The following is a 13,515-nucleotide window of genomic DNA, read 5'->3' as shown; positions in this document are numbered from 1 at the left end:
GTCACTGTCCTTCCCGGTCGGATACGACCGAAGCGTATCGATTCCCACCCTTTTGACCGTCCGTGCCCACGGAGGCGTGTCCGCCCGTGGACCCGAAGCCCCCCTCGGCCCGAGCGGAGTCGGGAAGCTGGGCCACCTCGTGGAAGCGCACCCTCTCGACCTGCTGGACGACCAGTTGGGCAATCCGGTCGAAACGCTCGAACCGCACGCTCTCGCGCGGGTCGAGATTCACCACGATCACCTTGATCTCCCCACGGTACCCGGCATCCACCGTCCCTGGGGCATTCACCAGAGCGACACCGCAGCGCGCGGCGAGACCGGACCGTGGGTGCACGAAGGCCGCGTACCCCTCGGGCAGCGCGACAGACACCCCGGTGGGCAGGACCACGCGCTCGCCGGGTGCCAGTTCGCACGCCTCGGTGGTGCGCAGGTCCGCGCCCGCGTCGCCCGGATGCTCGTACGCGGGCAGCGGTACGTCGGGGTCGACGCGCCGGATGAGCACGTCCAGCGGCTGGGTCACGGGTTCACCTCGAAGGCGCGGGCGCGCCGGAGCTGGTCCGGGTCGCTCATGGCCGCCTGGATCTCCTCCGGGCGGCCGTTGTCGATGAAGTGGTCGACCTTGACCTCGATGAAGAGGGCGTCGGCCCGGACCGCGACGGGCCCGTCGGGGCCGCCGATCCGGCCGGTGGCGGTCGAGTAGATCTTGCGCCCGGCGACCGCGGTGACCTCGGCGGACAGATACAGCACGGTGTCCACGGGCACGGGCCGCACGAAGTCCGTCTCCAGGCGGCCGGTCACGGCGATGACGCGCAGCAGCCAGTTCAGCGACCCCAGCGTCTCGTCGAGCGCGGTGGCGAGGATGCCGCCGTGCGCGAGGCCGGGCGCGCCCTGGTGGGCGGCGCGCACGGTGAACTCCGCGGTGACGCTGACGCCGTCACCGGCGCGCGCCTCCAGGTGCAGTCCGTGCGGCTGCTCGCCGCCGCAGCCGAAACAGTGTCCGTAGTGCGCGCCGAGGAGCTCTCCCGGGGCGGGAGCGTCGGGGTGCCGCACGGGCGCTATGGCGTCGGCGGGGGGCGTCAGAGCTGCTGAAGTACCACTCACAGGCGCAGACCTTACCCGCGCGCCCTACCCAGTGACGCATCGTGCCAAGCTTGGCCTCATGGAGCTCTCGACGACGCCTTACGAAGAACGCCTCACCGCCCCCCGTTCGTGGTGGCTGGTGAGCTTCCTGGTGGGCGTCGCCTGCGGTCTGACCGCGCTGCCCTTCGGCACGCTTCCCCTGCTCGGCGGCTTCGTCGGCGGCCTGCTCGTCGCGGCCGTGATCACCAGCCAGTACGGCTCGATCCGCATTCGCGTGGTGGCCGGTTCGCTGGTCGCGGGCGACGCGAAGATCCCGCTGTCGGCGCTGGGCGCGGTGGAGATCCTGGACGCGGAGGAGGCGCGCGCCTGGCGTACGTACAAGGCGGACCCGCGCGCGTTCATGGTGCTGCGCAGTTATGTGCCGACAGCGGTGCGCGCGGAGATCACGGATCCGACGGACCCGACGCCGTACGTCTATCTGTCGACGCGTGAGCCCGAAGCTCTGGCGAAGGCGCTGGGCGCCTGAGCCGGGCGGGGCTCAGTCCTCGATCTCGAGGGCGTCCTTGGGCGTCGCGAGCGGCGGCAGCTCGGGCAGGGCGTCCCAGGGCACCTGGAAGCGGCGCAGGTCCTTGCGGACCCGCTCGGCGAGGCGCTTGGTGTCCCGGCGGTTCATGGCCCCGCCGACCACGGCGCCGACCAGGAACGGCATGAGCATCGGCACGTCGCGCAGCATCCGCTTCATGATCTGCTGGCGCAGCTCGCGCTTCATCTGGCCGCCGAGCGCGTTGTTGTACGTGGTGGGTTTCGCGATGTCGATGCCGCGCTCCTGCGACCAGGAGGCGAGGTAGGCGCCGCTGCGGTCCATGAGGTTGCCCTTGGGCCGCAGGCCGTAGACCTCGTGGAGTTCGGCGATCAGCTTCAGCTCGATCGCGGCGACGCCCGTGATCTCCGCGGCCAGCTCGGCGGACATCGCGGGCGGTACGGGCAGCATCGCGGCCGCGCCGACTCCGGCACCCACCGTGGAGGTGGCGGCCGCCGCCCCGGAGACGAGCTTGTCGGCGAGGTCCTCGGGGCCGAGGCCCGGGAACTGTCTGCGCAGGGTCGCGAGGTCCCGTACGGGCACGCGCGGGGCGATGTCGATGATCCGGTCGGCGAGATGGCCGAGGCCGGCTCTGGCGGCGGTGCCGCCCTTCACCAGTCCGGTCCTGGCGGCGCTGCCGCCCTTGACCATCCCGGCTCTCGCGACGCTGCCGGTCCTGCGGACGCCGTCGCGCACGGCGCTCGCCCGGCGTCGGGCCGGCCGTGCGTCGGGACCGGCCGTGTCGATGATGTCGGCCGCGTCGGCGTCGCGCTGGTCCACGACGCCGGCCGCCGCCGGCTCACCCGTCACCTCGGGCGCGTGAGCGGCTTCGAGCGAGGCGCCTGCACCGTCTTCACCGGTGGCAGAGCCCCGCTCGTCGTCGTCACGCGCGCCCTTCGACGGGCTGTGTGCCGCGTCCCAGCGCCTGATCCGGACACGGCGTTTCCAGGGCGGGGTCGAGCCACTCATGCCCGACCCCACCTCAGTCGCAGTCGCGGCAGATCGGCTGGCCGTTCTTCTCCCGCGCGAGCTGGCTGCGGTGGTGCACCAGGAAGCAGCTCATGCAGGTGAACTCGTCCTGCTGCTTGGGCAGGACGCGGACGGCCAGCTCCTCGTTGGAGAGGTCGGCGCCCGGGAGCTCCAGGCCCTCGGCCGCCTCGAACTCGTCCACGTCCACATTGGACGCCGACTTGTCGTTCCGCCGGGACTTCAGCTCTTCGATGCTGTCCTCGTTGAGGTCGTCATCGGTCTTGCGTGGGGTGTCGTAATCCGTTGCCATGTCGCGCTCTCCCCCTCTGGGTGTATGCGGTGTCTCAGCGCACGTAACGCATGAGAGGCCGGACTTGTGCCCGACCTGAGGCGGAGATTTTGCCTCACATCAAGGTCTGTTACTCAATCGACACCCAACCGGACCCCTTGGTGGTGATCAGCTTGGGTGGCGAACCGGACCGTACACCGTCCGATTTCGCTCCGCACGGGCGCCACCCCGTGTACTTCCCGTGATCAAGGTGCCCGAAAACTCGGATTTTCCGGCTTTCTGGCGGCTTTTGCGATCACGGAGTGTGGAGAACGGCGATAACGGCCTTGTGACCGATCACACACGGCCTCCTCAGGTGCATCTCCCGAAAATTCCGCTATAAGCGAACCCCTGCGGAGCGTCGGCGGAAGCATGTCAGATCCGCAGGTCCGTCGCACGCCGAACCGGTCCTACGTCGGCAGCGTGACACGCATCACGAGGCCACCCCCTTCGCGGGGAACCGCGCTGATCCGGCCACCGTGGGCGCGCGCGACCGAGCGGGCGATGGACAGGCCGAGACCCACACCCTTGTCGCTGCCCGTGCGCTCGGTGCGCAGCCGCCGGAACGGCTCGAAGAGGTTGTCGATCTCGTACGCGGGGACGACCGGACCCGTGTTGGTGACGAGCAGGACGGCCTGGCCGTGCTGGGCCTCGGTGTGCACCTCGACCCAGCCGTCCTCCGCCACGTTGTACCGGATCGCGTTCTGCACAAGGTTCATCGCGATGCGCTCGAGCAGGACGCCGTTGCCCTGGACGACCGCCTCCTTGCGCTCACCGCGGATCTCCACGCCCTTCTCCTCGGCCTCGGATCTGGCCTGGTCGATCGCCTGCGCGGCGACCTCGGCGAGGTCCACCGGCTTGCGCTCGACGATCTGGTTGTCGCTGCGGGCGAGCAGCAGCAGCCCCTCGACGAGCTGTTCGCTGCGCTCGTTCGTGGCGAGCAGCGTCTTGCCGAGCTGCTGGAGCTCGACCGGGGCGCCCGGGTCCGAGAGGTGGACCTCCAGGAGGGTGCGGTTGATGGCGAGCGGGGTGCGCAGCTCGTGCGAGGCGTTGCCGACGAAGCGCTGCTGCGCGGTGAAGGCCCGCTCCAGGCGGTCGAGCATCTCGTCGAAGGTGTCCGACAGCTCCTTGAGCTCGTCGTCCGGGCCGTCCAGCTCGATGCGGCGCGTCAGGTCCGAGCCGGCCACGCGGCGCGCGGTGCGCGTGATGCGGCCGAGCGGGGACAGGACGCGGCCCGCCATCGCGTACCCGAAGGCGAAGGCGATGATCGCGAGGCCGAGCAGCGCCATCAGGGAGCGGCTCAGCAGGACGTCCAGGGCGTGCTGGCGCTGTTGGTTGACGCAGTCGTTCAGGGCGTCGTTCAGCTGGCCGTCCGTGGGGCTGGACGGGAAGGTGCAGACGGAGCTGACCAGCTGCCGATTGATGATCTTGAACGGCAGCTCGCTGCCCACGTTGAGCGCCTGCGCGGCGAGCATGTAGATGATCGAGAGCAGCAGGATGCCCGCGATGAGGAACATGCCGCCGTACAGCAGCGTGAGCCGTATGCGGATGGTGGGGCGGAGCCAGGGGAAGGGCGGTTCGACCTTCGCGCCGGGCTTCCAGGTCGGCTTCGGCGGGGCGCCGGGGGGCGCGGGGGCGGCGGCCATGGAGGGATCAGATCCGGTAGCCGGAGCCGGGCACCGTGACGATGACCGCGGGCTCGCCGAGCTTGCGGCGCAGCGTCATCACGGTGACGCGCACGACATTGGTGAACGGGTCCGTGTTCTCGTCCCAGGCCTTCTCCAGGAGCTGCTCGGCGGAGACGACGGCGCCCTCGCTGCGCAGCAGCACCTCCAGGACGGCGAACTCCTTGGGGGCGAGCTGGATCTCCTTGCCGTCACGGAACACCTCGCGCCGGTTGGGGTCGAGCTTGATCCCGGCGCGCTCCAGGACGGGCGGCAGCGGCACGCTCGTCCGGCGTCCGAGGGCCCGGACGCGGGCCGTCAGCTCGGTGAAGGCGAAGGGCTTCGGCAGATAGTCGTCGGCGCCCAGCTCCAGGCCCTCCACGCGGTCGCTGACGTCGCCCGAGGCGGTGAGCATCAGGATGCGGGTGGGCATGCCCAGCTCGACGAGCCTGCGGGCCACGTCGTCGCCGTGCACGAGCGGGAGGTCGCGGTCGAGGACGACCACGTCGTAGTCGTTGACGCCGATGCGCTCCAAAGCGGCCGCACCGTCGTACACGACGTCGACGGCCATGGCCTCCCGGCGCAGTCCGGTGGCCACCGCATCGGCGAGCAGTTGCTCGTCCTCGACGACGAGTACGCGCACGTCGCTGTCCTTCCTCTGGCCGCCCGCGGGCGGGTTCGGGCGCGCGCGGGCAGATCTTTTCCTGGGGTGTGAGCCTCCATCCTGCCCCTTTCGGCCATAAACCGGCTGTAAGGCGGCGGGCGCACGGGCAGGCCGGTTTTTTCCGGCTCGGCGAGGTTTCCCCGCGAGGGCGGTGGGGGAGGACGGGTTTACACCCGCGATCACGCTTGTATGTGGCGTGCCACGAGCTGCCGGCCGCCGAGCGGCCGGGGACGTGATCGCCCCTTCCACAGGGCACACCCCCGTGCCACCGACCCACGACCCAGGACGAGGGGGCGCAACCATGGACGCATTCACCGCAGGACTTCTGCAGCGCATAAAGGCGGCCGAGTCCGACCTCACGCTGGCGCGCGAGACCGGCGACGACTTCCTTGCCGAGGTCGAGCAGGGCGAGCTGGACGACCTCCACCGCCTCGCCGCCGAGCACGGCGTGGAGATCCACGCCGCGAGCGCCTGACCACCGGTTCACGCACGGACACGCACAGACAGCACGGACACAGGGAAGGGCCCCGGCGCCTGATATCGATCCAGGCGGGCGCCGGGGCCCTTCCGTGTGTCCGCGGCCCGGCGGGTCAGTCGTGCCAGGCGCCAAGCTCCTCCAGGCGGTTCTGGAGCTGCTCGAAGAGGCCGGGGGGCGCGGCGACCGTCAGCTCGGGCGAGACGGGCTCGCCGGGGCGTCCGCCGGTCAGGACACCCGCCTCCCGCGCGATCAGGTCGCCCGCCGCGTAGTCCCAGGGGTTGAGGCCGCGCTCGTAGTACGCGTCCAGGCGGCCCAGGGCCACGTCGCACAGGTCGATCGCGGCCGAGCCGCCGCGCCGGATGTCACGCACCTGGGGGACCAATTCCCGTACGACGTCGGCCTGATGGGCTCTGCGCGTCTCCAGGTAGCCGAATCCGGTGCCGACCAGGGCCTGTGCGAAAGGCGGCGCCACGCGCGCGTGGGCGGCCAGGTCGTTGACGAAGGTCCCCTCCCCCAGGACGGCGCGGTAGGTCTCGCCGCGCAGGGGTGCCGCGACGACGCCGACGAGGGTCTCGCCGTCCTTGCGGGCCGCGATGGAGACGGACCACTCGGGGCGGCCGTACAGGTAGTTGACGGTGCCGTCGATGGGGTCGATCACCCACTGGACGCCGCTGGTGCCCTCGCGGGAGGCGCCCTCCTCGCCGAGGACGCCGTCCTGGGGGCGGCGCTCGGCCAGGTAGTCCGTGATCAGCTTCTCGGAGGCGATGTCCATCTCGGTCACCACGTCGACGGCGCTGGTCTTGGTGGCGGCGACGCCGAGGTCGGCGGGGCGCCCGTCGCGCAGGAAGGCCCCGGCGCGGGCGGCGGCCTCCAGGGCGACATCGAGCAGTTCGGCCTTCAGAGCGCGCAGGTCGGTCTCGCGGTCGTCGATCGCGTCGGCCTTGTGGTCGGTCACGGCGGTTCCTTACGCGTACGGGCTGTCGGCGCCCGCGGCGGCGGGCTTGGGGGCGCGGGCGGGGCAGCAGCCCACGGGGCACAGGTCGTGGCTGGCGCCGAGCGCGCCCAGGGCGCACGGCGCGACGTCCTTCCCGCTCTCGCGCGCGGCGCGCTCCACGACCAGCTCCCGCACGGCGGCGGCGAAGCGCGGATCGGCGCCGACGGTCGCGGAGCGGCGCACCGGCAGGCCCAGCTCCCCGGCCTTGGCGGTGGCCTCGGTGTCGAGGTCGTACAGGACCTCCATGTGGTCCGAGACGAAGCCGATGGGGGCCATGACGACGGCCGGGACGCCCGCGGCGTGCCGCTCCTCCAGGTGGTCGCAGATGTCGGGCTCCAGCCACGGGATGTGCGGGGCGCCGGAGCGCGACTGGTAGACGAGCTGCCAGGGGTGATCGACGCCGGTCTCCTCGCGCACGGCGTCCGCGATCAGCTTCGCTACGTCCAGGTGCTGCCTGACGTACGCGCCGCCGTCTCCGTGCTCCTCGACGGGTCCGGACGTGTCGGCCGCCGCGGTCGGGATGGAGTGCGTACTGAAGGCGATGTGGGCGCCGTCGCGGACGTCCTCGGGCAGCTCCGCGAGGGACTTCAGGACGCCGTCGACCATGGGGCGCACGAAGCCGGGGTGGTTGAAGTAGTGCCGCAGCTTGTCGATCCTCGGCAGCTCCAAGCCCTCGGCCTCCAGGGCGGCCAGGGACTCGGCGAGGTTCTCGCGGTACTGGCGGCACCCCGAATACGAGGCGTACGCGCTGGTGGCGAGGACGAGGATGCGGCGGTGTCCGTCGGTGACCATCTCGCGCAGGGTGTCGGTCAGATACGGCGCCCAGTTCCTGTTGCCCCAGTAGACCGGCAGGTCCAGGCCGTGCTCGGCGAAGTCCTTGCGCAGGGCGTCGAGCAGCGCCCTGTTCTGGTCGTTGATCGGGCTGACCCCGCCGAACAGGAAGTAGTGCTGACCGACTTCCTTGAGCCGCTCCTTGGGGATGCCGCGGCCCCGCGTCACGTTCTCCAGGAACGGGACCACGTCGTCCGGGCCCTCGGGGCCTCCGAACGAGAGGAGCAGCAAGGCGTCGTAGGGGCGGGCATCAAGGCTGGCAGCGAGCGCGTCTGGCATGCCCTCGATCCTGCCACCCGCCACTGACAGGCGGAGAACTGCCATGCCGCCCGGCCCCTGACACGCGTAAGCTGTATCGGCCGCACCCGCGACGCGCCCCTTACGCCCCGCACCTTTCCGCCGGAGACCCGTTGCCCAGCCCCTACCGCGCCATTTTCGCCCTGCCCGGCACCAAGAGCTTCTCGCTGGCCGGGTTCCTGGGCCGGATGCCCCTGTCCATGATGGGCATCGGCATCGTGACCATGGTCTCGCAGCTCACCGGCCGCTACGGCCTCGCGGGCGCCCTCTCCGCGACGGTGGCGCTGTCCGCCGCCGTGATCGGGCCGCAGATCTCGCGCCTGGTCGACCAGCACGGTCAGCGGCGCGTGCTGCGCCCGGCCACGCTGGTCTCGCTCGTCGCGGTCGCCGCGCTGCTGCTGTGCGCGAAGTACGAGGCCCCGGACTGGACGCTGTTCCTGTGCGCCGCGTTCATCGGCTGCGTCCCCAGCGTCGGCTCGATGATCCGTGCCCGGTGGGCGGCCCTGTACGAGAGCACGCCGCGCCAACTGCACACGGCGTACTCCTTCGAGTCCGTGATCGACGAGGTGTGCTTCATCTTCGGGCCGATCATCTCGATCGGTCTGTCCACGGCCTGGTTCCCCGAGGCGGGGCCGCTCCTCGCGGGCTGCTTCCTCGCGGCGGGCGTCTTCTGGCTGACGGCCCAGCGCGCCACGGAACCGGCGCCGCACCCCCGCGCACAGGACGGCGGCGGATCGGCGCTCCGCGCGCGCGGGCTGCAGGTCCTGGTGGCCACGTTCGTGGCGACGGGCGCGATCTTCGGCGCGGTCGACGTGGTGACGGTGGCCTTCGCCGAGGACCAGGGCCACAAGTCGCTGGCCAGTGTGGTGCTCGCCGTGTATGCGGCCGGGTCCTGCGTCGCGGGCGCCGTGTTCGGCCTGCTGCACTTCGCGGGCGCGCCCGCGCGCCGGTGGCTCCTTGGGGTCGTGGCGATGGCCGTGAGTATGATCCCCCTCCAACTGGTCGGGAACCTGGCGTTTCTGGCCGTGGCGCTCTTCGTTGCGGGCCTGTCCATCGCACCGACGATGATCACGACGATGGCCCTCGTCGAGCAGCACGTACCACGCGCGAAACTGACCGAGGGCATGACCTGGGTGAGCACCGGGCTCGCGGTCGGTGTCGCGCTCGGCTCCTCCGTGGCCGGCTGGGTGATCGATGCCGCCGGTGCGAAGGCCGGGTACGGGGTTCCGGGGGTCGCCGGCGCCGTCGCGGTCCTGGTCGCGTTCCTCGGCTACCGCCGGCTGAAGCAGCCGGTTCCGCGGCGGGGAGGGACTACGGATGAGCACGGCGCAGACGAGCAGCGGCGCGAGGAGCGGCGCGGCGTGGCGTAACTGGGCGGGGAACGTCACCGCGCGCCCCGCGCGGGAGGTGACGCCCGCCTCGGTGGAGGAGCTGTCCGCGGCGGTGCGCCGGGCGGCGGAGGATGGCCTGAAGGTGAAGGCGGTCGGCACGGGCCACTCCTTCACGGCGGCCGCGGCCACTGACGGGCTGTTGATACGCCCTCAACTGTTGACCGGCATCCGCACCATTGACCGCACCAACATGACGGTTACGGTCGAGGCGGGCACTCCGCTCAAGCGGCTCAATGTGGCCCTCGCCCGTGAGGGCCTGTCGCTCACCAACATGGGCGACATCATGGAGCAGACCGTGTCGGGCGCCACCAGCACCGGCACCCACGGCACGGGCCGCGAGTCGGCGTCGATCGCCGCGCAGATCAAGGGGCTCGAACTGGTGACGGCGAGCGGGGAGCTGCTCACCTGTTCCGAGAAGGAGAACCCCGAGGTCTTCGCGGCCGCCCGGATCGGGATCGGCGCGCTCGGCATCATCACGGCCCTCACCTTCGCCGTCGAGCCGCTCTTCCTGCTCACCGCGCGGGAGGAGCCGATGGGCTTCGACCAGGTCATGGCGGACTTCGACGCGCTGCACGCGGAGAACGAGCACTTCGAGTTCTACTGGTTCCCGCACACCGGCAACTGCAACACCAAGCGCAACAACCGCAGCGCCGGTCCCGAGGCGCCCGTCTCACGGATCAACGGCTTCATCGAGGACGAGCTGCTCTCCAACAGCCTCTTCCAGGTGGTCAACACGGTCGGCCGCGCGGTGCCCGCCACGATCCCGGCGATCGCCAAGATCTCCAGCAAGGCGCTCTCCGCGCGGACCTACACCGACATTCCCTACAAGGTCTTCACATCTCCGCGCCGGGTGCGCTTCGTGGAGATGGAGTACGCCGTTCCGCGCGAGGCGCTCGTGGAGACGCTGCGGGAGCTGAAGTCCATGGTGGACCGCTCGAACCTGCGGATCAGCTTCCCCGTGGAGGTCCGCACCGCCCCCGCCGACGACATCGCGCTGTCCACGGCGTCCGGCCGCGACAGCGCGTACATCGCGGTCCACATGTACAAGGGCACCCCGTTCCAGCGGTACTTCACGGCCGCCGAGCGGATCTTCACCGCGCACGACGGTCGTCCGCACTGGGGCAAGATGCACACGCGTGACGCGGCGTACTTCGCGGAGGCGTACCCGCGCTTCGGCGAGTTCGCGCAGGTGCGCGACCGCCTGGACCCGGACCGCCTCTTCGGCAACGCCTACCTGCGCCGGGTCCTCGGCGACTGACGTCCGCTACTGCGCCGGGCTCTGCCGGCCCGAGCCCGCACCCGACCCGGTGTCCGCGCTCGGCCCCGTGCTCTGCGACGGGGTCGGTGTGGGCGTCGGGGTCGGCGTCGTCCTCCCGTCACCGGAGCCCGAACCCGTGTCCGAGCCGGTGTCCGAACCGCTGCCGGAGTCCTGGTCGGACCCCGTGCCGGAGCCGGTGTCCGAGCCCGTGCCCGAGCCCTTGTCCGAGCCGCCGCTGCCACTCGGGCTCGGGGTGGGCGTGCCGCTGCCGCCCGTGGACGAGCCGTCGCCCTTCTGCCCCGAGCCGCTGCCGGAGCCACTGCTGCTGTCGTCGGACGGCTGCGTGTCACCGGGCGTGGAATCGTCGCCGTCCCGGTTCTTGTCGCCGGACGAGCGGTGTCCGCTGAAGGCGTCCCGGAACGTGGTGCTCCCGCTGTCCCCGCTGAAGCTGTGCCCGGCCACCAGCTCGTACGTCGTGATGCCGCCCATGGTGACGCCGAAGACGACGGCGGCGGCGATCAGCGGCCGCTTCCAGCTCTTGACGCGGGCGCGGTGGACGGTGCCTTCGGTGAACTCCTCGCCGGCGGGCGGGAGATCCGCGTCCGCCGCGGGCCGCAACGCGCGCGTGGCGTCGTCGGTGTACGACGCACCGGCTCCGAGGAGCTGCGTCCTGTCCGGGTCCGCGCCCGCCGTGCCGAGCAAGCGGGTCCGCTCCGGGTCGGCGGCGCCCAGGAGCTGCGTCTTCTCCGGGTCCGCGCCCGCCGTGCCGAGCAGCCGGGTCCGCTCCGCGTCGGCCGCGTCCAGGAGCTGGGTCGCCTCGCTCTCCGGTCCCTCGGCGGCGGCCACGTCCGCCGCCGTCCCCCACGTCGTGGTCGTCGGCAGCGCGCCGGGACGCATCGCCTTCGTGGCGTCCACAGGAAACTCGGCGGGGGCGTCCATCGTGGCGTCCGAGCGGAACGTGCGCGGAACGGGGCGGCCTTGGGCCGTGACCGGTATGTGCCGCCCTCTTGGCTTGGTGTGCACCGCGACGTCGCGTATCTGCTCGCCGGTACGGCGGAAGAAATGCTGGAAGACGGTGCCGCCACAGGTGGCGATGGCGCTGACCACGCCGGCCCCGAGGATCGTCCCGTAGACGCCGAAGCTGGAGGCGAGCTTGGCGGCCACGACGGCGGCGACGGCACTGCCCGCCACCTGAGGCACGCTCAGATCCAGCCGCTTCTTCTCCTCGGGCGCACCCTGCCCGCCTTGCTCATCGCGGACGTTGTCCGGCCTCACACCCATCTCCGGTTCCGACCCACCTTTCTCGACATATCGCCCATTCGGCCCTGAAACCACTGAAGCCCCCGAGGCTACGCGAACTTCTTGTGGCGCAAGAGAAGGGGACGTATGACCGAAGCGGTCAGTTCCGTTTCCGGAGATTCCGTGAAGCACGCCACGCGCATCCGTCGCGAATCGGGCACAGACCCGAGACACCCCGGGTCCAACTGCCGCACGCCACGAGAACTTCGGCGGCGCGCCGATCCACGCACGTGGCCCGAATGGAGTACTGTTGCGAGCCCTGGGACCGGTCTCCCGCCAGGGTGTCCGGGGCCTTCCAAGACCACCGGGAGGGGGCTCGTTGCACAGGGTGACCGAGTTCGGTCACTTAGCGTTGCGAACGAATAACCGTGCCATAACGGCGCTCTCGGGCCGATGCCCGACACGCCGGGCAACTCGGCAAGGTTGTGGCAGGCTGCACCCGGGCAGGCCACACTCGACTAGCGGAAGCAGCGACGCACGTGACGTCGGCAGGCACCACCCGGGAGGTCCCCATGCCCGAACTGCGTGTCGTGGCCGTCTCTAACGACGGCACACGGCTGGTGCTGAAGGCTGCGGACAGCACGGAGTACACGCTTCCGATCGATGAGCGCCTCCGGGCCGCCGTGCGCGGCGACCGTCCGCGCCTCGGCCAGATCGAGATCGAGGTGGAGAGCCACCTCCGCCCGCGCGACATCCAGGCGCGCATACGGGCAGGCGCGTCCGCCGAGGAGGTCGCCCAGTTCGCGGGCATCCCGGTGGACCGCGTGCGCCGCTTCGAGGGCCCCGTGCTCGCGGAGCGCGCCTTCATGGCCGAGCGTGCCAGGAAGACCCCCGTACGCCGGCCGGGCGAGAATGCCGGGCCGCAGCTCGGCGAGGCGGTGCAGGAGCGGCTGCTGCTGCGCGGCGCCGACAAGGAGACCGTCCAATGGGACTCCTGGCGCCGCGACGACGGCACCTGGGAGGTCCTGCTCGTCTACCGGGTCGCGGGCGAACCGCACTCGGCGAGCTGGACGTACGACCCGCCCCGCAGGCTCGTCCAGGCCGTGGACGACGAGGCGCGCTCGCTGATCGGCGAGTCCGACGACATCAGTGCGCCCGAACCCACGTTCCCGTTCGTGCCGCGGATCGCGCGGCTGCCCAGGGACCGCCCCCTGGACCGCGCCCTCGACCGGCAGTTGGAGCGGCCCGCGCCGCCGGAGCCGCCCGCCGAGGAGAACCTGCCGGTGATCGCCTCCTCCTCGGAGCGCGACTCGCTGACCAGCCTCCTGGAGGCCGTGCCCAGCTACCGCGGCGACATCGTGGTGCCCGACCGTCCGGCGCCGGCCCCCGAGCCGCCGCAGGAGGAGCCGGAGCCGCCCGCCACCGCCGTGGAGCTGGAGGAGCCCGCCGCGCCCGCCGCGTCGGCGGGCGCCGGAGCCGCGTACGCGGACGTGCTGATGCCGCGCAGCGTCGCGGGCCACCGGGACCGCCTCACCGGCACCACGGACCGCCAGGCCGAGGCCGACGGGGTGCGCCCCGGACGCCGGGCCGCGGTGCCGAGCTGGGACGAGATCGTCTTCGGCACGCGCCGCAAGAAGCAGGAGTAAGTACTGCTGTACGTGTCTGGGGCCCGCGCCCAGAGTGGGGGGCGGGCCCCCCCCCAGGTCAACACCACCCCGTACGCCGGTGCCGCCCCCGCCCCC

14 protein-coding genes are annotated in these 13,515 nt (G+C 71.5%); 5 read left to right on the top strand and 9 right to left on the bottom strand.

Annotated elements, in window-relative coordinates; genetic code table 11:
* Window position 1: 1 nt before the first annotated feature.
* Complete coding sequence (gene dut, locus ABZ877_RS28210) at window positions 2-520, bottom strand: dUTP diphosphatase (RefSeq protein WP_361076315.1); 519 nt, start codon at window positions 518-520, stop codon at window positions 2-4.
* Window positions 517-1,101, bottom strand: coding sequence for a PaaI family thioesterase (locus tag ABZ877_RS28205; protein ID WP_361076312.1), 585 nt, complete (start codon window positions 1,099-1,101; stop codon window positions 517-519). The genes dut and ABZ877_RS28205 overlap by 4 nt, the downstream gene beginning before the upstream one ends.
* 58 nt (window positions 1,102-1,159) lie before the next feature.
* Here ABZ877_RS28205 and ABZ877_RS28200 point away from each other — a divergent pair, with 58 nt between their 5' ends.
* Entirely contained in the window at window positions 1,160-1,606 is a 447-nt protein-coding gene (locus tag ABZ877_RS28200; protein ID WP_361076309.1) for a DUF3093 domain-containing protein, read from the top strand.
* A gap of 12 nt (window positions 1,607-1,618) precedes the next feature.
* Here ABZ877_RS28200 and ABZ877_RS28195 read toward each other — a convergent pair whose 3' ends face one another.
* The 4 genes from ABZ877_RS28195 to ABZ877_RS28180 all read right to left on the bottom strand — a co-directional run bounded on the left by ABZ877_RS28195 (window position 1,619) and on the right by ABZ877_RS28180 (window position 5,264).
* Window positions 1,619-2,629 (bottom strand): hypothetical protein, encoded by a 1,011-nt coding sequence (locus ABZ877_RS28195; RefSeq protein WP_361076307.1) that lies wholly within the window; start codon window positions 2,627-2,629, stop codon window positions 1,619-1,621.
* A gap of 13 nt (window positions 2,630-2,642) precedes the next feature.
* A complete protein-coding gene (locus ABZ877_RS28190; protein ID WP_018535993.1) occupies window positions 2,643-2,939 on the bottom strand; it encodes a DUF4193 domain-containing protein in 297 nt (98 codons plus the stop codon).
* Between the two features lie 428 nt (window positions 2,940-3,367).
* Window positions 3,368-4,603, bottom strand: a complete 1,236-nt coding sequence (locus ABZ877_RS28185; RefSeq protein ID WP_361076304.1) for an ATP-binding protein — start codon at window positions 4,601-4,603, stop codon at window positions 3,368-3,370.
* 7 nt (window positions 4,604-4,610) lie between these two features.
* The gene (locus tag ABZ877_RS28180; RefSeq protein ID WP_361076301.1) at window positions 4,611-5,264 is read right to left on the bottom strand and encodes a response regulator transcription factor; all 654 of its coding nucleotides are present in this window, start codon (window positions 5,262-5,264) and stop codon (window positions 4,611-4,613) included.
* A gap of 322 nt (window positions 5,265-5,586) precedes the next feature.
* Here ABZ877_RS28180 and ABZ877_RS28175 point away from each other — a divergent pair, with 322 nt between their 5' ends.
* Complete coding sequence (locus tag ABZ877_RS28175; RefSeq protein WP_356491039.1) at window positions 5,587-5,760, top strand: hypothetical protein; 174 nt, start codon at window positions 5,587-5,589, stop codon at window positions 5,758-5,760.
* A gap of 115 nt (window positions 5,761-5,875) precedes the next feature.
* Here the strand turns inward: ABZ877_RS28175 and ABZ877_RS28170 are convergent, their stop codons facing one another.
* Both ABZ877_RS28170 and ABZ877_RS28165 read right to left on the bottom strand, forming a co-directional pair.
* Complete coding sequence (locus ABZ877_RS28170; RefSeq protein ID WP_361076593.1) at window positions 5,876-6,673, bottom strand: inositol monophosphatase family protein; 798 nt, start codon at window positions 6,671-6,673, stop codon at window positions 5,876-5,878.
* Window positions 6,674-6,727: 54 nt separating this feature from the next.
* On the bottom strand, window positions 6,728-7,867 hold the full coding sequence (locus ABZ877_RS28165) for a ferrochelatase (protein ID WP_361076298.1): 1,140 nt from the start codon (window positions 7,865-7,867) through the stop codon (window positions 6,728-6,730).
* 131 nt (window positions 7,868-7,998) lie between these two features.
* Between ABZ877_RS28165 and ABZ877_RS28160 the strand changes: the two genes are divergently transcribed.
* Together ABZ877_RS28160 and ABZ877_RS28155 are read left to right on the top strand one after the other, a co-directional pair.
* Entirely contained in the window at window positions 7,999-9,255 is a 1,257-nt protein-coding gene (locus ABZ877_RS28160; protein ID WP_361076295.1) for an MFS transporter, read from the top strand.
* Complete coding sequence (locus ABZ877_RS28155; RefSeq protein ID WP_361076292.1) at window positions 9,203-10,534, top strand: D-arabinono-1,4-lactone oxidase; 1,332 nt, start codon at window positions 9,203-9,205, stop codon at window positions 10,532-10,534. Before ABZ877_RS28160 ends, ABZ877_RS28155 begins: the two co-directional genes overlap by 53 nt.
* Window positions 10,535-10,540: 6 nt before the next feature.
* Here ABZ877_RS28155 and ABZ877_RS28150 read toward each other — a convergent pair whose 3' ends face one another.
* The gene (locus ABZ877_RS28150) at window positions 10,541-11,815 is read right to left on the bottom strand and encodes a hypothetical protein (protein WP_361076289.1); all 1,275 of its coding nucleotides are present in this window, start codon (window positions 11,813-11,815) and stop codon (window positions 10,541-10,543) included.
* Window positions 11,816-12,345: 530 nt separating this feature from the next.
* Between ABZ877_RS28150 and sepH the strand changes: the two genes are divergently transcribed.
* Window positions 12,346-13,419, top strand: a complete 1,074-nt coding sequence (sepH, locus tag ABZ877_RS28145) for a septation protein SepH (protein ID WP_361076286.1) — start codon at window positions 12,346-12,348, stop codon at window positions 13,417-13,419.
* Window positions 13,420-13,515: the final 96 nt, after the last annotated feature.

The sequence above is a fragment of the Streptomyces sp. NPDC046939 genome (assembly GCF_040644575.1).
Lineage (GTDB): Bacteria > Actinomycetota > Actinomycetes > Streptomycetales > Streptomycetaceae > Streptomyces.
Note: the sequence above shows the minus strand (reverse complement) of the source record. Positions and strands in the feature narration are given on the sequence as shown.